Source organism: Pseudomonas sp. NFX15 (genome assembly GCF_049132105.1).
In the GTDB taxonomy this organism is placed as follows: Bacteria; Pseudomonadota; Gammaproteobacteria; order Pseudomonadales; family Pseudomonadaceae; genus Aquipseudomonas.
The window spans coordinates 148,296-163,022 of the sequence record NZ_JAFMPV010000005.1 but is presented as its reverse complement, the minus strand read 5'-3'; the positions used below and the strand labels follow the sequence as shown (position 1 = coordinate 163,022).

The 14,727-nt window shown below is 62.2% G+C and carries 12 protein-coding genes; 6 read left to right on the top strand and 6 right to left on the bottom strand.

What is annotated here, in order from left to right; all coding sequences use genetic code 11:
* Nucleotides 1–21: 21 nt before the first annotated feature.
* Nucleotides 22–645 (bottom strand): thiamine phosphate synthase, encoded by a 624-nt coding sequence (gene thiE, locus J1D76_RS07730; RefSeq protein WP_421137769.1) that lies wholly within the window; start codon nt 643–645, stop codon nt 22–24.
* 30 nt (nt 646–675) lie between these two features.
* Nucleotides 676–1,473, bottom strand: a complete 798-nt coding sequence (locus J1D76_RS07725; protein ID WP_421137768.1) for a hydroxymethylpyrimidine/phosphomethylpyrimidine kinase — start codon at nt 1,471–1,473, stop codon at nt 676–678.
* A gap of 394 nt (nt 1,474–1,867) precedes the next feature.
* Here J1D76_RS07725 and J1D76_RS07720 point away from each other — a divergent pair, with 394 nt between their 5' ends.
* The 4 genes from J1D76_RS07720 (at nt 1,868) to J1D76_RS07705 (ending at nt 8,347) form a co-directional block, all read left to right on the top strand.
* Complete coding sequence (locus tag J1D76_RS07720) at nt 1,868–4,252, top strand: 7TM diverse intracellular signaling domain-containing protein (protein ID WP_421137767.1); 2,385 nt, start codon at nt 1,868–1,870, stop codon at nt 4,250–4,252.
* A gap of 75 nt (nt 4,253–4,327) precedes the next feature.
* Nucleotides 4,328–5,977 carry an acyl-CoA dehydrogenase family protein gene (locus J1D76_RS07715; protein ID WP_421137766.1) on the top strand — a complete coding sequence of 550 codons (1,650 nt, stop codon included), beginning with the start codon at nt 4,328–4,330 and terminating at the stop codon, nt 5,975–5,977.
* 160 nt (nt 5,978–6,137) lie between these two features.
* Nucleotides 6,138–7,637, top strand: coding sequence for an AMP nucleosidase (gene amn, locus J1D76_RS07710; RefSeq protein ID WP_421137765.1), 1,500 nt, complete (start codon nt 6,138–6,140; stop codon nt 7,635–7,637).
* 71 nt (nt 7,638–7,708) lie between these two features.
* On the top strand, nt 7,709–8,347 hold the full coding sequence (locus tag J1D76_RS07705; protein ID WP_421137764.1) for a pseudouridine synthase: 639 nt from the start codon (nt 7,709–7,711) through the stop codon (nt 8,345–8,347).
* On the opposite strand, the gene J1D76_RS07700 is transcribed toward J1D76_RS07705, so the two are convergent.
* Together J1D76_RS07700 and J1D76_RS07695 are read right to left on the bottom strand one after the other, a co-directional pair.
* The gene (locus J1D76_RS07700; RefSeq protein WP_122838947.1) at nt 8,342–8,551 is read right to left on the bottom strand and encodes a DUF2788 domain-containing protein; all 210 of its coding nucleotides are present in this window, start codon (nt 8,549–8,551) and stop codon (nt 8,342–8,344) included. The genes J1D76_RS07705 and J1D76_RS07700 overlap by 6 nt on opposite strands.
* 213 nt (nt 8,552–8,764) lie before the next feature.
* Complete coding sequence (locus J1D76_RS07695) at nt 8,765–9,244, bottom strand: Lrp/AsnC family transcriptional regulator (RefSeq protein ID WP_056855781.1); 480 nt, start codon at nt 9,242–9,244, stop codon at nt 8,765–8,767.
* Between the two features lie 436 nt (nt 9,245–9,680).
* On the opposite strand from J1D76_RS07695, the gene J1D76_RS07690 reads away from it, so the two are divergent.
* Complete coding sequence (locus tag J1D76_RS07690; RefSeq protein ID WP_421137763.1) at nt 9,681–10,748, top strand: DUF6515 family protein; 1,068 nt, start codon at nt 9,681–9,683, stop codon at nt 10,746–10,748.
* Here J1D76_RS07690 and J1D76_RS07685 read toward each other — a convergent pair.
* Together J1D76_RS07685 and J1D76_RS07680 are read right to left on the bottom strand one after the other, a co-directional pair.
* A complete protein-coding gene (locus J1D76_RS07685) occupies nt 10,742–11,638 on the bottom strand; it encodes a cation diffusion facilitator family transporter (protein WP_421137762.1) in 897 nt (298 codons plus the stop codon). The two genes, J1D76_RS07690 and J1D76_RS07685, sit on opposite strands and share 7 nt — an antisense overlap.
* Before the next feature lie 29 nt (nt 11,639–11,667).
* Nucleotides 11,668–12,087, bottom strand: a complete 420-nt coding sequence (locus J1D76_RS07680) for a polyribonucleotide nucleotidyltransferase (protein WP_421137761.1) — start codon at nt 12,085–12,087, stop codon at nt 11,668–11,670.
* A gap of 108 nt (nt 12,088–12,195) precedes the next feature.
* On the opposite strand from J1D76_RS07680, the gene hrpB reads away from it, so the two are divergent.
* A complete protein-coding gene (hrpB, locus tag J1D76_RS07675; RefSeq protein WP_421137760.1) occupies nt 12,196–14,712 on the top strand; it encodes an ATP-dependent helicase HrpB in 2,517 nt (838 codons plus the stop codon).
* Nucleotides 14,713–14,727 lie beyond the last annotated feature (15 nt).

The following is a 14,727-nucleotide window of genomic DNA, read 5'->3' as shown; positions in this document are numbered from 1 at the left end:
GGTTCTCAGAGTTTAGGCTGATTAAATGGAAAGCAGTTCGTTGAAGGCGCGGGCACGACGGGTCACTTCAGCGGTGCTCTGGGCACCAAACAGGCCGTGCACCACCGCCAGCAGATCAACGCCGTGGGCGATCAGCGGGGCGGCGTTATCCAGGGTGATGCCACCGATCGCGCAGATCGGCAGGTGCAATTGCTGGCGTGCCTGGTCGAGCAGGTCGAGGCTGCAGGTCGGTGCGCCGGGCTTGGTGTTCGAATTGAAGAAGCGGCCGAAGGCGACGTAGCTTGCGCCTTCCTTGGTCGCTTGTTCGGCCAGTTCGAGTTGCGCGTGACAGGTCGAACCGATGATCGCCTTGGAACCGAGCAGTGCGCGGGTAGGCGACAACGGGCCGTCGGTCTGGCCCAGGTGCACGCCGACATTCAGGCGTGCGGCCAGCTCGGCGTCATCATTGATGATCAAGCGGGTCTTGTAGCGTTCGCACAACTCGCGCAGGGCCTCGGCCTCACGCAGGCGACGGGCCTCGTCGCTGCTCTTGTCGCGGTATTGCAGCAGGGTGACGCCGCCTTCCAGCGCCGCCTCCACGTACTTGAGCAACTTGCCGTCCAGCAAATGGCTGTCGGTAATGGCGTACAGGCCACGTAGTTTCATCGAACAAGCCTCAGCGCATACACATAGAAGTTACGAGCAGAAATCCAGTGGCAAACGACGTGGCACAAACTGGCCTTTGCCCAGTTGTTCGGCGTCACGCAGGGTGCGCCACGTGTAGTTAAGCGCGGTCTGTACGGCGCTGGCGAGGTTTTCGCCCTGGGCCAGACGACCGGCCAGCGCACTGGCCAAGGTGCAACCGGAACCGTGATAGCTGCCGGGCAGGCGCTGGCAGGTAAAGGTCTCGCGCAGGCCGTCGCGGCTGTAAAGGCGGTTGTGGATTTCGGTTTCGTCACCATGGCCGCCGGTGATCAGCAGGTGTTTGACGTACGGCAGGAGTTTTTCTGCGCACTGGTCCGCGGTGCCTTCGGGCAGTTCGGCGAGGATACGGGCTTCAGGGAGGTTGGGGGTCGCAATGATCGACAAGGGCAGCAGGCGTTCGCGCATGGCGTAGCCGACTTCGTCCTTGCCCAGGCGTCCGCCGCCACCGGCGCGCAGCACCGGGTCGCAAACCACGGGCAAGTGCGGGTGTGCTGAAAGCAGTTCGACGACGGTGTCGACCATTTCCAGGGAACCGAGCATGCCCAGTTTGACTGCCGCGACTTCAGAATCGTTGAGCACGGCATTGGCCTGTGCCAGTACCCACTCACGGTCGAGGACGCGGAAGTCAGTGACATTGACCGTGTCTTGCACGGTCAGGGCGGTGACGGCCGGAGCCGCATGGCAACCCTGGGCGAGCAGGGCTTCGATATCTGCCTGCAAGCCGGCGCCACCACTTGGGTCGTGGCCGGAGAGACAGAGGACAACGGGGCGAGAGCTGTAGATATTCATGGTGCGCGAGCTTACCACCAAACCTGTTTTTCGGGTGTTGTGCCAGTGCGGTTGTTCGACACATTGTGGCGAGGGGCTTGCCCCGTTGGGTCGCGAAGCGGCCCCAATAATCAGTTTGGTTCATCTGGGTCGACCGGATTGACGACTGCTGCGCAGTCGAACGGGGGCAAGCCCCCTCGCCACAGTGACTTGCCAACCACAAAATGCCTTCCCAGAGCTGCTCTGGAACGCCCGTTCTAGAGCCTTTGTAGGAAAGAATTCAATGGTGTTTATTGGCCGTCAACGGCTATGCTAGAGTGGATCCAAATCAATAACAGGTGATACCGGTTTTACGTCTGCTCAAAGGGAATGGGGGGCTAGCTGACAGAACCGGACAGGCCACGCTGGGGCTTCAATGCGCTATCTGCTGATGTTGCTATTGTGTTTGCCCCTCCTGGCAAACGCCGTCGAATTTGACGAGTTCACTCAAAGCCTGCCCTTGGGCCGATCCCTGCAAGTCTATGAAGACGCCGGCGGTCAGGCGACCATCGCGGACATCCGCGCGCAAGCGGCGGCCGGCAACTTCATGCCGCACCACAAGGACACCCTCAACGCGGGTTACTCGCGTTCGGTGTTCTGGCTGAAAATCGACCTGCATTACCGCCCGACCGATCCAGCCGCGCAACGCAGCTGGCTGCTGGAACTGGCCTATCCCCCCCTCGACCATCTGGACCTCTACCTGCCCGATGCGGCCGGCAACTATCAGTTGATTCGCCAGACCGGCGATGCCACGCCGTTCGCCAGCCGCGAGATTCGCCAGAACAACTACTTGTTCGACCTGACGTTCAAACCTGACCAGGCCGAAACCGTGTACCTGCGCCTGCAAAGCGAAGGCTCGATCCAGGCGCCGGTCACCTTATGGTCAAGCACCGCCTACCTCGAAGAGCAGCCCGTGCGCCTCTACGTACTGGGGCTGATCTACGGCGTGCTGCTGGGGATGCTGGTCTACAACCTGTTCATCTACCTCAGCGTGCGCGATACCAGTTACCTCTACTACATCTTCTATATCGCCTCGTTCGGCTTGTATCAGCTGTCGGTGAACGGTGCGGCGGTGCAGTATTTCTGGCCCGACAACCCGTGGTGGGCCAACGCTGCGACGCCGTTTTTTATCGGCTGTGCGGGGTTGTTCGGCAGCCAGTTCGCCCGCAGTTTCCTGCAAATGGCCACCCACAGTCGCTGGCTCGACCGTTTGTTGCTGGCGCTGGTGGCTTTCGGTGCGCTGGTGGTCGGGCTGTCCTTGATGACCAGTTACGCCCTGGCCCTGCGCTTGGCCACGGCGCTGGCGTTGACGTTCACCGTGGTGATTTTTGCCGCCGGGATCTTTGCCTGGCTGCGCGGCCTGCGCGTCGCGCGGTACTTCATCATTGCCTGGTCGGCGTTTTTGCTTGGCGGCATCGTCAATACGCTAATGGTGCTGGGCTACCTGCCGAATGTGTTCCTGACCATGTACGCCAGCCAGATCGGCTCGGCCATTGAAGTGGCGCTGTTGTCCCTGGCGTTGGCCGACCGCATCAACGCCATGCGCGAGCAACAGGCGCAAACCCTGTTCGATGCCAGCCAGAAGCTTGAGGTTCTCAACCAACAACTGGCGCGCAGTAACCAGCTCAAGGACGAATTCCTCGCCACCCTGACCCACGAGCTGCGCACCCCGATGAATGGAGTGATCGGTTCGCTGGAGCTGATGCAAACGGTCGACATGGACCCGGAACTCGAGCAGTACCAGCAGACGGCTTCGGGGTCGGCGCGGGACATGATGCGCATGGTCAACGGCATCCTTACCCTCACCGAATTGCAGGCCGGCAAGCTCAAGGCCTCGGCAGGCACCTTCAGTTTGCGTGCAATGATCGAGGCGCTGCGCACCCAGTTTGAGGGCAATGCCTCAAGCAAATCGCTGGACTTCAAGATCGATGTCGCGTCCGGCGTTCCGGATCGCCTGCACGGTGACAACATCAAGATCGCACAGTGCCTGGAATGCCTGTTGGATAACGCCGTCAAGTTCACCCGGGTCGGGGGGTTGGCGTTGCGCGTGACCGGCAAGGCGATGGAGCCCGACCGCTTGGCATTGACCTTTACCGTGATCGACACCGGCATCGGTTTCACCGATCTGGGCGAAGCGACGATGTACCAGCGGTTCTTCCAGCTCGATGGTTCGATGACCCGTGAATACGGCGGCCTTGGCGTTGGCCTGGCCATCTGCCGGCAACTGGTGGAATTGCTCGGCGGACGCCTGACCCATCGCTCCGAACCTGGCCGTGGTAGCCGTTTCCAGCTGGATGTCGAGGTCGAGTTGCCGGCGGCGGAGCGTCCGGTGACGCCCCTGATGCCCCGGGACTTCCCGCGCCTGCGCTTGCCTCAGGACTGTGCCGTGCTGCTGATCGATGAGAACAGCATCAGCCAATTGGTGATGCGCGGCATGTTGCTCAAGCTGGGATTCCGTGTGCGCACGGCGGACAACGCCGAGGTGGCGCTCGATCTCTTGCAGCGCGAAGTATTCGACGCGGTGCTGGTCGATTGTCAGTTGCCGCTGCAAGACGGTGAGTCAATGTGCTGCCGCATCCGCGAGTTGCCAAGGTATGCCGAACTGCCGTTGTTCATGATTGCCCTGAGCGGTGACCGGGAACGCTGCCCGACCGGGGCGTTGATCGATTACTTGAGCAAACCGGTGAAATTCGAAGACTTGCAGGCCGCGCTCTATCGCCGTGTACTCTGCTCGCAACAGGGCGAAAGCGCCGACAATTAGGCGGATATGACACTTTGATCGATCGAGGGGCAGTGCTTAACTGAAATCCCCTTGGCCGACCAAAGGAGCCCCGCCATGAACCTGCATCAGTTCGCCGAAACCCACGAAGTCACCAACCAGCCACCGTCACTGGACGGCACCAACCTGTACCGAATCGACTTGCCGTTGCAGGAATGGTCGCGGCGCTTCGGGGCCGGTTGGGCCGAATCGCGGATCGACGCCTACGGCGCGCTGGCCGGTGGCCCGTTGATGGAAGCCGGGTTCCTGGCCAATCAGAACAAACCGGTGTTCAACAGCCATGACCGGTTTGGTCATCGCATTGACCTGGTGGAGTTTCATCCGGCGTACCACCAATTGATGCGCACCGCGGTCGAGCATGGCCTGACGTCGCTGCCCTGGGCGCACCCGCAGGACGGCGCCCATGTCGCCCGCGCCTCTATGTCCTATCTGCACAGCCAGGCCGAAGCCGGCAGTGGCTGCCCGTTGACCATGACCTTCGCCAGCGTTCCGGCCCTGCGCCTGCAACCGGACCTGGCCGAACAGTGGCTGCCGAAAATCCTCGCCACCGAATACGACCCGCGCAACGTCGGCATGGCCCACAAGGCCGGGGTCACCATCGGCATGGCCATGACCGAGAAGCAGGGCGGCACCGACGTGCGCGCCAATACGACCAAAGCCTATCCGGTCGGTGCCAGTGGTCCGGGCCAGGCGTATGAACTGGTGGGGCACAAATGGTTTTGCTCGGCGCCGATGTGCGACGCGTTTCTCACGCTGGCGCAAACCGACAAGGGCCTGACCTGTTTCCTGCTGCCGCGCCATCGCCCGGACGACACGCGCAATCAGTTCTATATCCAACGCCTGAAGAACAAGCTCGGCAATTGCTCCAATGCCTCCAGCGAAGTGGAGTTTCGCGGCGCACTGGCCTGGATGGTCGGTGAAGAGGGCCGAGGCGTGCCGACGATCATCGAGATGGTCGCCATGACCCGTTTCGATTGCATGGTCGGTTCCAGTTCGCTGATGCGCCAGGCGCTGACCCAGGCCAGCCATCACTGCGCGCACCGTTCGGTGGGCGGCAAGCTGCTCAGCGAACAGCCGTTGATGCAGAACGTATTGGCGGACCTGGCCCTGGAAAGCGAGGCCGCCCTGGCCTTGAGCCTGCGCATGGGCCGGGCACTCGATCATCTGGACGATTCGCAGGAAGCCAGGTTCGCCCGGCTGGTGACGGCGGTGGGCAAGTATTGGATCTGCAAACGGGCGCCAGCGATGATCAACGAAGCGGCCGAATGCATGGGGGGTGCGGGGTATGTCGAAGACAGCATCCTGCCGCGGCTGTACCGCGAGGCGCCGGTGAATTCGACCTGGGAAGGCTCCGGCAACGTGCAGTGCCTCGACGTACTGCGCGCCCTGTCGAAAGAGCCGGGGGTGCTTGATGCATTGTTCAGCGAATTGGGCGATGGGCATGGCGACAAGCGCCTGGCGGCACACATCAGTCAATTGCAGGCGGCCTTCAAGGATACCAGCGACATTCAGTACCGTGCCCGGCAACTGACCGAGGACATTGCGTTGGGGTTGCAGGCCAAGTTGTTGCTGGAGGCGGGTAACGCTGTTGTCAGTGATGCCTTCATCGCCAGCCGTCTGAATGGCGGCGGTCGAGTCTACGGCGCGTTGCCACGCGGCCTGGACGTGGAAGCCATCGTCGCCCGCTCAACCCCGCAAGGCTTCTAAACAACACCGGCCTCCTGTAGGAGCGAGCCTGCTCGCGAAGCAGTGGCACATTCAATACTGATGTGTCAGACAGACCGCTATCGCGAGCAGGCTCGCTCCTACAATTGTTGTGTGTACATACTCAATGCCACTGTTCCCGTGAAGCGACGATGCAGGCAAGATGAAGGCCTGCAAGTCAGAACACAGGATGCTGATCGTGACCGAAGCTTTTATTGTCGTTCAAACCGCCGAGCAAGCCGTGGATCGGCTGGCACTCTTGCACAATCGTGCAACCACCGCGCTGAGCCAGGCGCTCAAGCGCTACCTCAAGGACCGCGTCGAGCCTGATGCCGAACAGCGCTCGATGTTTCGTTATCCCGAACTGCGCCTGACCTACCACTGCCAGGGCGAAGTCCCGCAGACCACTCGTGCGTACGCCAAGGTCCAGCTGCCGGGCACCTACAGCGTCACCGTCACCCATCCGTCGGCTTTCCGTAAATACCTGCTGGAACAGCTAGTGCCGTTGATGCACGACTTCACCGTGACCGTCGAAGTCGGTGTCAGCGAGCAGAACATCCCGTACCCATATGTAGTCGAGCAGGGCGATGAGCTGGCGGGTTCCGGCGTCACCGCTGCCGTGCTGGCGCGGGTGTTTCCGAGCACCGACCTGTCGGCCGCGACCGACGGCATCGCCGATGGTTTGTACGATTGGGAAAACACCGATCCGTTGCCCCTGGCGCTGTTCGATGCCGCGCGCGTGGACTTCTCCCTGCGCCGCCTGGTGCATTACACCGGCAGCGACTGGCGGCATGTGCAGCCGTGGATCCTGCTGACCAACTATCACCGCTATGTCGACCAGTTCATCGTCCATGGCCTGGAACAGCTGCGCAAAGACCCGCGTTTCGTGCGCATGGTGCTGCCGGGCAACGTGATCATCGAGAAGAGCATGGATCACGGCGAAGCCTCGGCGATTGCTGCGGGCGTGGTCTGGCACCGCTACCAGATGCCGGCCTATCACCTGATCGCCAGCGACGGCCACGGTGTGACGCTGGTGAACATCGGCGTCGGCCCGTCCAACGCCAAGAACATCACCGACCACCTCGCCGTGCTGCGTCCGCATTGCTGGCTGATGATCGGTCACTGCGGTGGCCTGCGTCAGTCGCAGACCATTGGCGACTACGTGCTGGCCCACGCCTACATGCGTCGCGACGGGATTCTCGACCGGGTGGTGCCGCCGAACATTCCAATTCCGGCGCTGGCCGAAGTGCAGATGGCCTTGCAGCAAGCGGCGGCGAACGTCACCGGCGAGAAGGGCGACGAACTGAAGAAGCGCCTGCGCACCGGCACCGTGCTGACCTACGACGACCGCAACTGGGAGCTGCGTTGGGCCCAGGAACGCCCACTGATCAACTTGTCCCGCGCCGTGGCGGTGGACATGGAAAGCGGCACCATCGCCGCGCAAGGTTATCGCTTGCGGGTGCCGTACGGCACGTTGCTGTGCGTCTCGGACAAGCCGCTGCACAGTGAAATCAAGTTGCCGGGTTCGGCCAACGCCTTCTACGAGCGTGCGGTCAGCCAGCACTTGAAGATCGGTATCGAGGCGGTGGATCTGTTGCGCACCGAACTCAACTCGCTGCACTCGCGCAAACTGCGCAGCTTCGACGAGCCGCCGTTCCGCTAACGGTTAGTCGTGGTCATTTGGCGGTTGGGGCACTAGCATTGGCAGCCCTGACCGCTAGATGTTCCTTGCTCATGTCTCGTCCGCCTCAACGCCCCGTTTCCCGTCGCCCCGGCGCGAAACCCTCCCCATCGGCCCCGCGTCGTGTCGCCAAGGCACCACCGACCGAGCCGAAACTGATCCTGTTCAACAAACCGTTCGACGTGCTGACGCAGTTTAGCGACGGCGAAGGGCGCGCGACGCTCAAGGATTACATCGATGTACCGGGTATTTATCCGGCGGGGCGACTGGACCGCGACAGCGAAGGCTTGCTGCTGCTGACCAACGACGGCCAGTTGCAGGCGCGAATCGCCGATCCGAAACACAAACTGGCCAAGACCTATTGGGTGCAGGTCGAAGGTGAGCCGAGCGCAGAGCAATTGCAGCGCTTGCGTGACGGCGTCGAATTGAACGACGGCATGACGTTGCCCGCCGAGGCACGGCAACTGGACGAACCCGAGTTGTGGCCACGCAACCCGCCGGTACGTTTTCGCAAAAGCGTGCCGACGAGCTGGCTGGAACTGGTGATTCGCGAGGGGCGCAACCGGCAGGTGCGGCGCATGACGGCAGCGGTCGGGTTGCCAACCTTGCGCCTGGTGCGGGTCAGGATTGGCGACTGGACGATCGAAGGGCTCGATCAGGGCCAGTGGAAAGAAGTGCCAGCGCGCTTATAAGGCGCCGGATTCGATCAGGCCGATCACCACGCTCTTGATGATGAATGCGGCCACGCCCAGGCCCAGCACAAAAAACAGAATCATCGAGCCGAAACGCCCGGCCTTGGACTTCTTCGCCAGATCCCAGACGATGAAACCCATGAAAATGATCAGGATCGTGACCAGGCCGGTCATCATCCACTCTTCAAAAACGGCAGGATCCATCGAAGTTCTCCGGCGCAGGCGCGGCTAAAAGGGCGCAAGGATTATACGCCTCGCAGGCTGCGATCCGTATTGACCTGCGTCGGTGTGTCGCAGTCATGGGTCGCCTGTGCGGGCCTCTTCGCTGGCAAGCCAGCTCCTACAAGGTTTTGCATTAACCGCTATCGTGTGGCTGACACAAAACCCGTAGGAGCTGGCTTGCCAGCGAAGGCGTACTTAGCTGCGCAAATGAGTCAAAGGCAGTTCAGTACTGTTCAACACCTGATTCAGCACAAAACTCGACCGCACGCTGGTCACGCCTTCAATACGGGTCAAATGCCCCAGCAGCAGCTTCTGGTAGTGATCCATGTCCGGCACCACGACTTTCAGTTGATAGTCGGCATCCATCCCGGTCACCAGGCTGCATTCGAGCACTTGGGGCAGGGTCCGGATGGCCTGCTCGAAATTTTCGAAACGCTCCGGTGTGTGCCGGTCCATGCCGATCAGCACATAGGCGGTCAGGCTCAAGCCGAGCATTTTGCGATCGAGCAGGGCGACCTGACGGGAAATGTAGCCGTCGTCTTCCAGTTGCTTGACCCTCCGTGAGCATGGCGAAGGCGACAGGCCGATGCGCTCGGCCAGCTCCTGATTGGAGATGCGCGCATCGCGCTGCAATTCCGCCAGAATACTCAGGTCGTAACGGTCGAGCTTGCTCATCATTCAGTCCTTTGTCTTAACTATTGCGACAGATTATCTATCCAGGGTTAAAAATTGCGCAAGTGATGTTTAATTCAGCAATCTTCGCAATCCTCTGCCGGCGTCACCGGCCTATTCTTATCACCAGAATCACTGCTCGGACAAACAGTCCACTGCGACTCGCCCAATCAGGCCAGTCGCGGCCGCCACCCCCACCGGGGATGTGCCGGCCCCCGAGCTACACACTGTCCAGAAGACGGCGTGAGGTGAGCCGGCGCCACAAGCGTCGAGCCAGGACGAAGTTCTCCAAGGGGAGGCCGACGGGTCTCCCCTTTTTCTTGCCGTCATTTTTCCCCCGACCCTTAATAAATAAGTTGCGCGACTGATAACCTGTTGCAGAACCGGCCGGTGCTTTCCCAGTCTTACGTACAGGCCCTTACCCGCAACGAGGAAAAGCATGAATTCGCGCATCTGGCGTTTGGCCGGTGTTGGTTTGCTGTGTGTCAGTGTCACTGCGCAAACAATGGCCGATGAGCCACAAAACCGGGGTCCCGACGGTGGACAACACGGCCAGGAAGGGCATCAGGGCAACAATCAGGGCCATGGTGGCAACAATCAGCCGCACCCGCAAAACGGTCAGCAGCAGAATCAGCCACGCCCGCAGAACAATGACAATCGTCAGTACGAACACAACGGCCAGAACCCGCATCAGAACAACGGTCAATGGCAGAACAACAACCATCCGGCGCCGGACTACAACAGCCGGGTGCGCTCACCGCCACCACCGCCGCAGTTGCCGGCCAATGACCTGCCGATTCAGCCTCGTCCGGATACCGTGCGCCAGACCCAGGAACCGCAACGCGGTCATTACCAGGACCAGCCGCACCGCAACGATAACAACCCGCACTGGAATGGCTACACCGGCGCCCCCAACAACGACAATCACTGGCAAGGCCGCCCTGAAGGGCACGGCAATGGCTGGGGCTCGGGACCGCGGTATCGTCCCGGCCAGGTGATCGACCGTTTCCCCGAACGCGACTACCGCGTGCCGTACCGTGGCATGGATTACTTCTATTCCGGTGGCTACTGGTATCGCCCGTTGGGCCCGCGTTATGTGGTGGTAGAGCCGCCACGGGGGATTCGCGTCAGCTACCTGCCCGATTACGCCCAGCAGGTGTGGATCGGTGGCGCGATGTTGTTCCTGGCGGCGGGCTCGTACTACGCCTATCAGGAAAGCACTCAGGATTACGTCGTGGTCGAACCGCCGGAGGGCGAGCCGCAGGCGCAACCGCAACAGCAGCCACCGGGCGCCAGCAATGGTTATGACGTGGAGGCGTACCCGGCCAACGGCCAGTCGCCGGAGCAGGTCAGTCGCGATGGTTACGAGTGTTATCAGTACGCAGTGCAGCAGAGTGGTCTCGACCCTCGCACCGCCACCTACCAGCCAGACCCGTCGGTGGTGCAAGCCTACCGACAGGCCCAGGGTAACTGCCTGAGCAGCCGCGGTTATCAGGTCAGTTACTGAACCCTGGCGGCTTTCACCACTTCCTGCGGGTCGGCGTGCACTAGCACTTCGGCTCGTGGGTAAGCGTTGTGAATGGCCTCGGCGGCTTGATCGCTGATGCCGTGGGCGACTGACAGCGTCAGCTCCCCCGGCAGCTCCAGATGCAATTGCACAAACCACTGGTTACCGGAGATCCGCGTGCGCAAGTCATGCGCGCCCAACACACCGGGCACGCTGCACGCCAGTTCCAGCATGTGCTGGCTGACATCCGGCGGCAGTTCTTCATCCATCAACACCGCAAAACTCTCCCGGGCGATCTGCATTGCACTCCACAGAATGTAGGCGGCGATCCCCAGGCCAAACCAGGCATCGAACTGATCCCAGCCAAACCCGGCCAGGACCAGCGCGACCAGAATGCTGCCGTTGAGCATCATGTCCGAGCGGTAGTGCAACGAGTCGGCGCGTACCGCGTTGGAACCGGTGGCCTTGATCACCCGGTGTTGCAACGTCAGCAACGCCGCGGTCAGTGCCAGCGAGAACACAATCACGCCGATGCTGATCCACGGTGCACCGACCGGTTCCGGGTGCTTGAGCCGGTGCCAGGCCTGCAAGGCAATCAGCACCGCACTGCCGCCAATGAACAGCGCCTGGGCCATGCCCGAAAGCGACTCGGCCTTGCCGTGCCCGTAGCGATGATCGTCATCGGCCGGGCGCAAGGCGTAGTGCACCGCCAGCAGATTGAGCATCGACGTTATCCCGTCGAGCGCCGAGTCGGTGAGCCCGGCGAGCATGCTCACCGAGCCGCTCAGCCACCAGGCGATGGCTTTGGCGACGATCAGCGTGCACGCCACCGCCACCGAGGCGCGGGTCGCCAGCCGCAGCAGGCGGGCGTGTTCGGAACTGGAGGTCATCAGTGCGGTTTGTCCTTTGAAGGCACCCATTACGCGGCGGGTTGCAGACCGAACATCGCCAGTTGCTGCGCGCTGCCTTTGCTCTGGATCAGGCGTGGATCGTCCAGCGGGAAGCTGCGGCCCAGTTCGCTTTCCAGAATAGTCTGCAACTTGCGGTTATCGACCTTGCCGTCGGGACCGATGGCATCCTTGAGTTTTTGCGGGTCGATCTGGGCGGTCTTGCCCGGCTCGAAATAAATCGCGCCGGTGGCGAAGTCCACCGCAAACGCGATCAGGCCGGGGATGATATAGAACAGCAGGCCCACGGCGTCGAGCGCGGCGATGGCCGGGTCGATCTTGCCGTCGATCTGGCCGCGACGGTCCGGGTAGAAGATCGAACCGCAAGCCGTCACTTGAGTCAGCAAGGTTGCGACCAGAACACCGCCAATCAGGCGAAAGGGAGCACGCATATGAATCTCCTGGGTAATCTCGAAACGAAACGTCGTTGGTATGAATTAGGACCGTGATTAACGCCACGCAGTTCGCCGTTATACTCGCCGCTCTGTTTTGGAGCCAGCATGATTTCTTTGCCGATTGATGAAGTTTTACCCGCCCTGCGTGAAGCCCTCGCTGCACGCCACGAAGCCGTGCTCGAAGCTCCGCCCGGCGCCGGTAAAACCACCCGCGTGCCCTTGGCCTTGCTCAACGAGCCGTGGCTGGCCGGGCAGACCATCCTGATGCTTGAACCGCGCCGGTTGGCCGCGCGTGCCGCGGCGGAACGCCTGGCCAGCGAGCTGGGGGAAAAGGTCGGCGACACCGTGGGCTATCGCATTCGGCTCGACAGCAAGGTTGGCCCCAATACTCGCATCGAAGTGGTCACCGAAGGCATTCTCACCCGGCGCTTGCAGGATGACCCGTCGCTTGCAGGCGTGGGCCTGCTGATCTTCGACGAGTTCCACGAGCGTAGTCTCGACGCTGATCTGGCGCTGGCCCTGAGCCTCAATGGCCGTGAACTGTTCCGTGACGATCAGCCGCTGAAAATCCTCTTGATGTCGGCCACGCTGGAAGGCGAACGCCTGTCCGGGCTGCTCGACGACGCACCGATCCTGCGCAGTGAAGGGCGCATGTTCCCGGTGGCGATGCGTTGGGGGCGGCCGTTCCAGCCCGGTGAGTTCATCGAGCCGCGCTTGGTGCAGACCATCCTTGAGGCTTTGAACGATGAGACCGGCAGCGTGCTGGTGTTCCTGCCGGGGCAGGCGGAGATTCGCCGCGTGCATCAGCAATTGGCCGATGCGTTGGGTGATGACCCGCAGGTTCTGCTCTGCCCGTTGCACGGTGAACTGGACCTGGCCGCGCAACGGGCCGCCATCGATCCGGCCCCGGCGGGCCAGCGCAAAGTGGTGCTGGCCACCAACATCGCCGAAACCAGCCTGACCATTAACGGCGTGCGGGTGGTGATCGATGCCGGGCTGGCGCGGGTGCCGCGTTTCGACCCCGGCAGCGGTATGACCCGCCTCGACACCCAGCGCATTTCCAAGGCCAGCGCCACTCAGCGTGCGGGCCGGGCAGGGCGGCTGGAGCCTGGCGTGTGTTATCGCCTGTGGTCCCAGGATCAGCACGAGCAACTGGCGGCCTATGGCAGTGCCGAAATCCTCTCGGCGGACCTCGCCGGTCTGGCCTTGCAGTTGGATCGTTGGGGTGTGACACCCGGGCAATTGGTGTGGCTCGACGTGCCTCCCGCAGCGGCTTATGCACAGGCCCAGGATTTGCTGGAACGCTTGGGCGCTTTGGACGGCGAGGCACTGACCCGTCACGGTCAGGCCATGGCTGAGCTGCCGGCACATCCGCGTATCGCGCATTTGCTGCTGCGTGGACAGGCGCTGGGGTTGGCGGACATGGCCTGTGACGTCGCGGCGTTGCTCGGTGAGCGCGATATCTTGCGCGGCGCCGGAGCGGATTTGCACAGCCGATTGGTGCTGCTGTCGGGTGAAGAGCGCGCCGCACGCGGGGCTCAGGGTGGCGTGCAACGGGCACGACAACTGGCGCGGCAGTATCGTGGTTATCTGCGCGGCAAGGCATCGCAGCCGGTCAGCGACCCGGATCACCCGCGCTGGCTCGGCGCGTTGCTGGCGCTGGCCTATCCCGACCGCGTCGCCCAGCAACGGCGCCCCGGTGGCGCGGAATATCGCTTGGCCAACGGTCGCGCTGCGCTGTTCGCCGAGGCCGACAGCCTGATGAAACAGCCGTGGCTGGTGATCGCCGATCTGGGCAGTCGTCAGGGCCAGCGTGAGGAGCGGATTTACCTGGCCACGGACTTCGATCCGGCGCTGTTCGATTCGGTGCTGGCCGAGCAGGTGCGCTGCGTCGATCAACTGGATTGGGATGAGCGAGAAGGCGTGCTGCGGGCCGAGCGTCAGCGCAAGGTGGGGGAGCTGATCCTCAGCCGCGAGCCACTGACGGGCCTCGACGAAACGGCGCGCAGTCAGGCGCTGGTGAACCTGGTGCGGCGTAAAGGTCTGGAGCTGTTGCCGTGGACCCCGGAGTTGCGCCAGTGGCAGGCGCGGGTCGCGTTGTTGCGCCAGTTGGACATGAGCAGCAAAGGTGAAAGCGAATGGCCGGATGTGGGCGATGCTGCGTTGCTCAAACAGCTTGAGCAGTGGCTGATGCCTTATCTGGGCAAGGTGTCGCGGCTCAGTCACTTCGCCAATCTGGACTTGTCGAGCATCGTCCGCAACCTCCTGCCATGGCCGCTGCCGCAGCGGCTGGACGAGCTGGCGCCACATCATTTGAGCGTGCCGTCGGGTTCGTCGATTCGTCTTGACTACAGCGAGCAGCCACCGATTCTGGCGGTGCGTTTGCAGGAGCTGTTCGGCCTGGCCGAGACCCCGCGAATCGCCGGGGGGCGGCAAGTGGTCAAGCTGCACTTGCTGTCACCGGCGCGGCGACCGGTGCAGGTGACTCAGGATCTGGCCAACTTCTGGCGCAGCACCTACGCCGAGGTGAAGAAGGATTTGAAGGGGCGCTATCCCAAGCACTATTGGCCGGATGATCCGCTGGTGGCCGAAGCCACCGCACGCATCAAGCCCCGTAAATAAACTGAACACCTCATA

Excerpts from the sequence above, each read along its gene's own strand:
- J1D76_RS07705 (WP_421137764.1), top strand. The coding sequence starts at position 7,709 with ATGTCTCGTCCGCCTCAACGCCCCGTTTCCCGTCGCCCCGGCGCGAAA.
- J1D76_RS07725 (WP_421137768.1), bottom strand. The coding sequence starts at position 1,473 with ATGAATATCTACAGCTCTCGCCCCGTTGTCCTCTGTCTCTCCGGCCAC.
- hrpB (WP_421137760.1), top strand. The coding sequence starts at position 12,196 with ATGATTTCTTTGCCGATTGATGAAGTTTTACCCGCCCTGCGTGAAGCC.
- J1D76_RS07690 (WP_421137763.1), top strand. The coding sequence starts at position 9,681 with ATGAATTCGCGCATCTGGCGTTTGGCCGGTGTTGGTTTGCTGTGTGTC.
- J1D76_RS07685 (WP_421137762.1), bottom strand. The coding sequence starts at position 11,638 with ATGACCTCCAGTTCCGAACACGCCCGCCTGCTGCGGCTGGCGACCCGC.
- J1D76_RS07700 (WP_122838947.1), bottom strand. The coding sequence starts at position 8,551 with ATGGATCCTGCCGTTTTTGAAGAGTGGATGATGACCGGCCTGGTCACG.
- J1D76_RS07695 (WP_056855781.1), bottom strand. The coding sequence starts at position 9,244 with ATGAGCAAGCTCGACCGTTACGACCTGAGTATTCTGGCGGAATTGCAG.
- J1D76_RS07715 (WP_421137766.1), top strand. The coding sequence starts at position 4,328 with ATGAACCTGCATCAGTTCGCCGAAACCCACGAAGTCACCAACCAGCCA.
- J1D76_RS07720 (WP_421137767.1), top strand. The coding sequence starts at position 1,868 with ATGCGCTATCTGCTGATGTTGCTATTGTGTTTGCCCCTCCTGGCAAAC.
- amn (WP_421137765.1), top strand. The coding sequence starts at position 6,138 with ATGAAGGCCTGCAAGTCAGAACACAGGATGCTGATCGTGACCGAAGCT.
- J1D76_RS07680 (WP_421137761.1), bottom strand. The coding sequence starts at position 12,087 with ATGCGTGCTCCCTTTCGCCTGATTGGCGGTGTTCTGGTCGCAACCTTG.
- thiE (WP_421137769.1), bottom strand. The coding sequence starts at position 645 with ATGAAACTACGTGGCCTGTACGCCATTACCGACAGCCATTTGCTGGAC.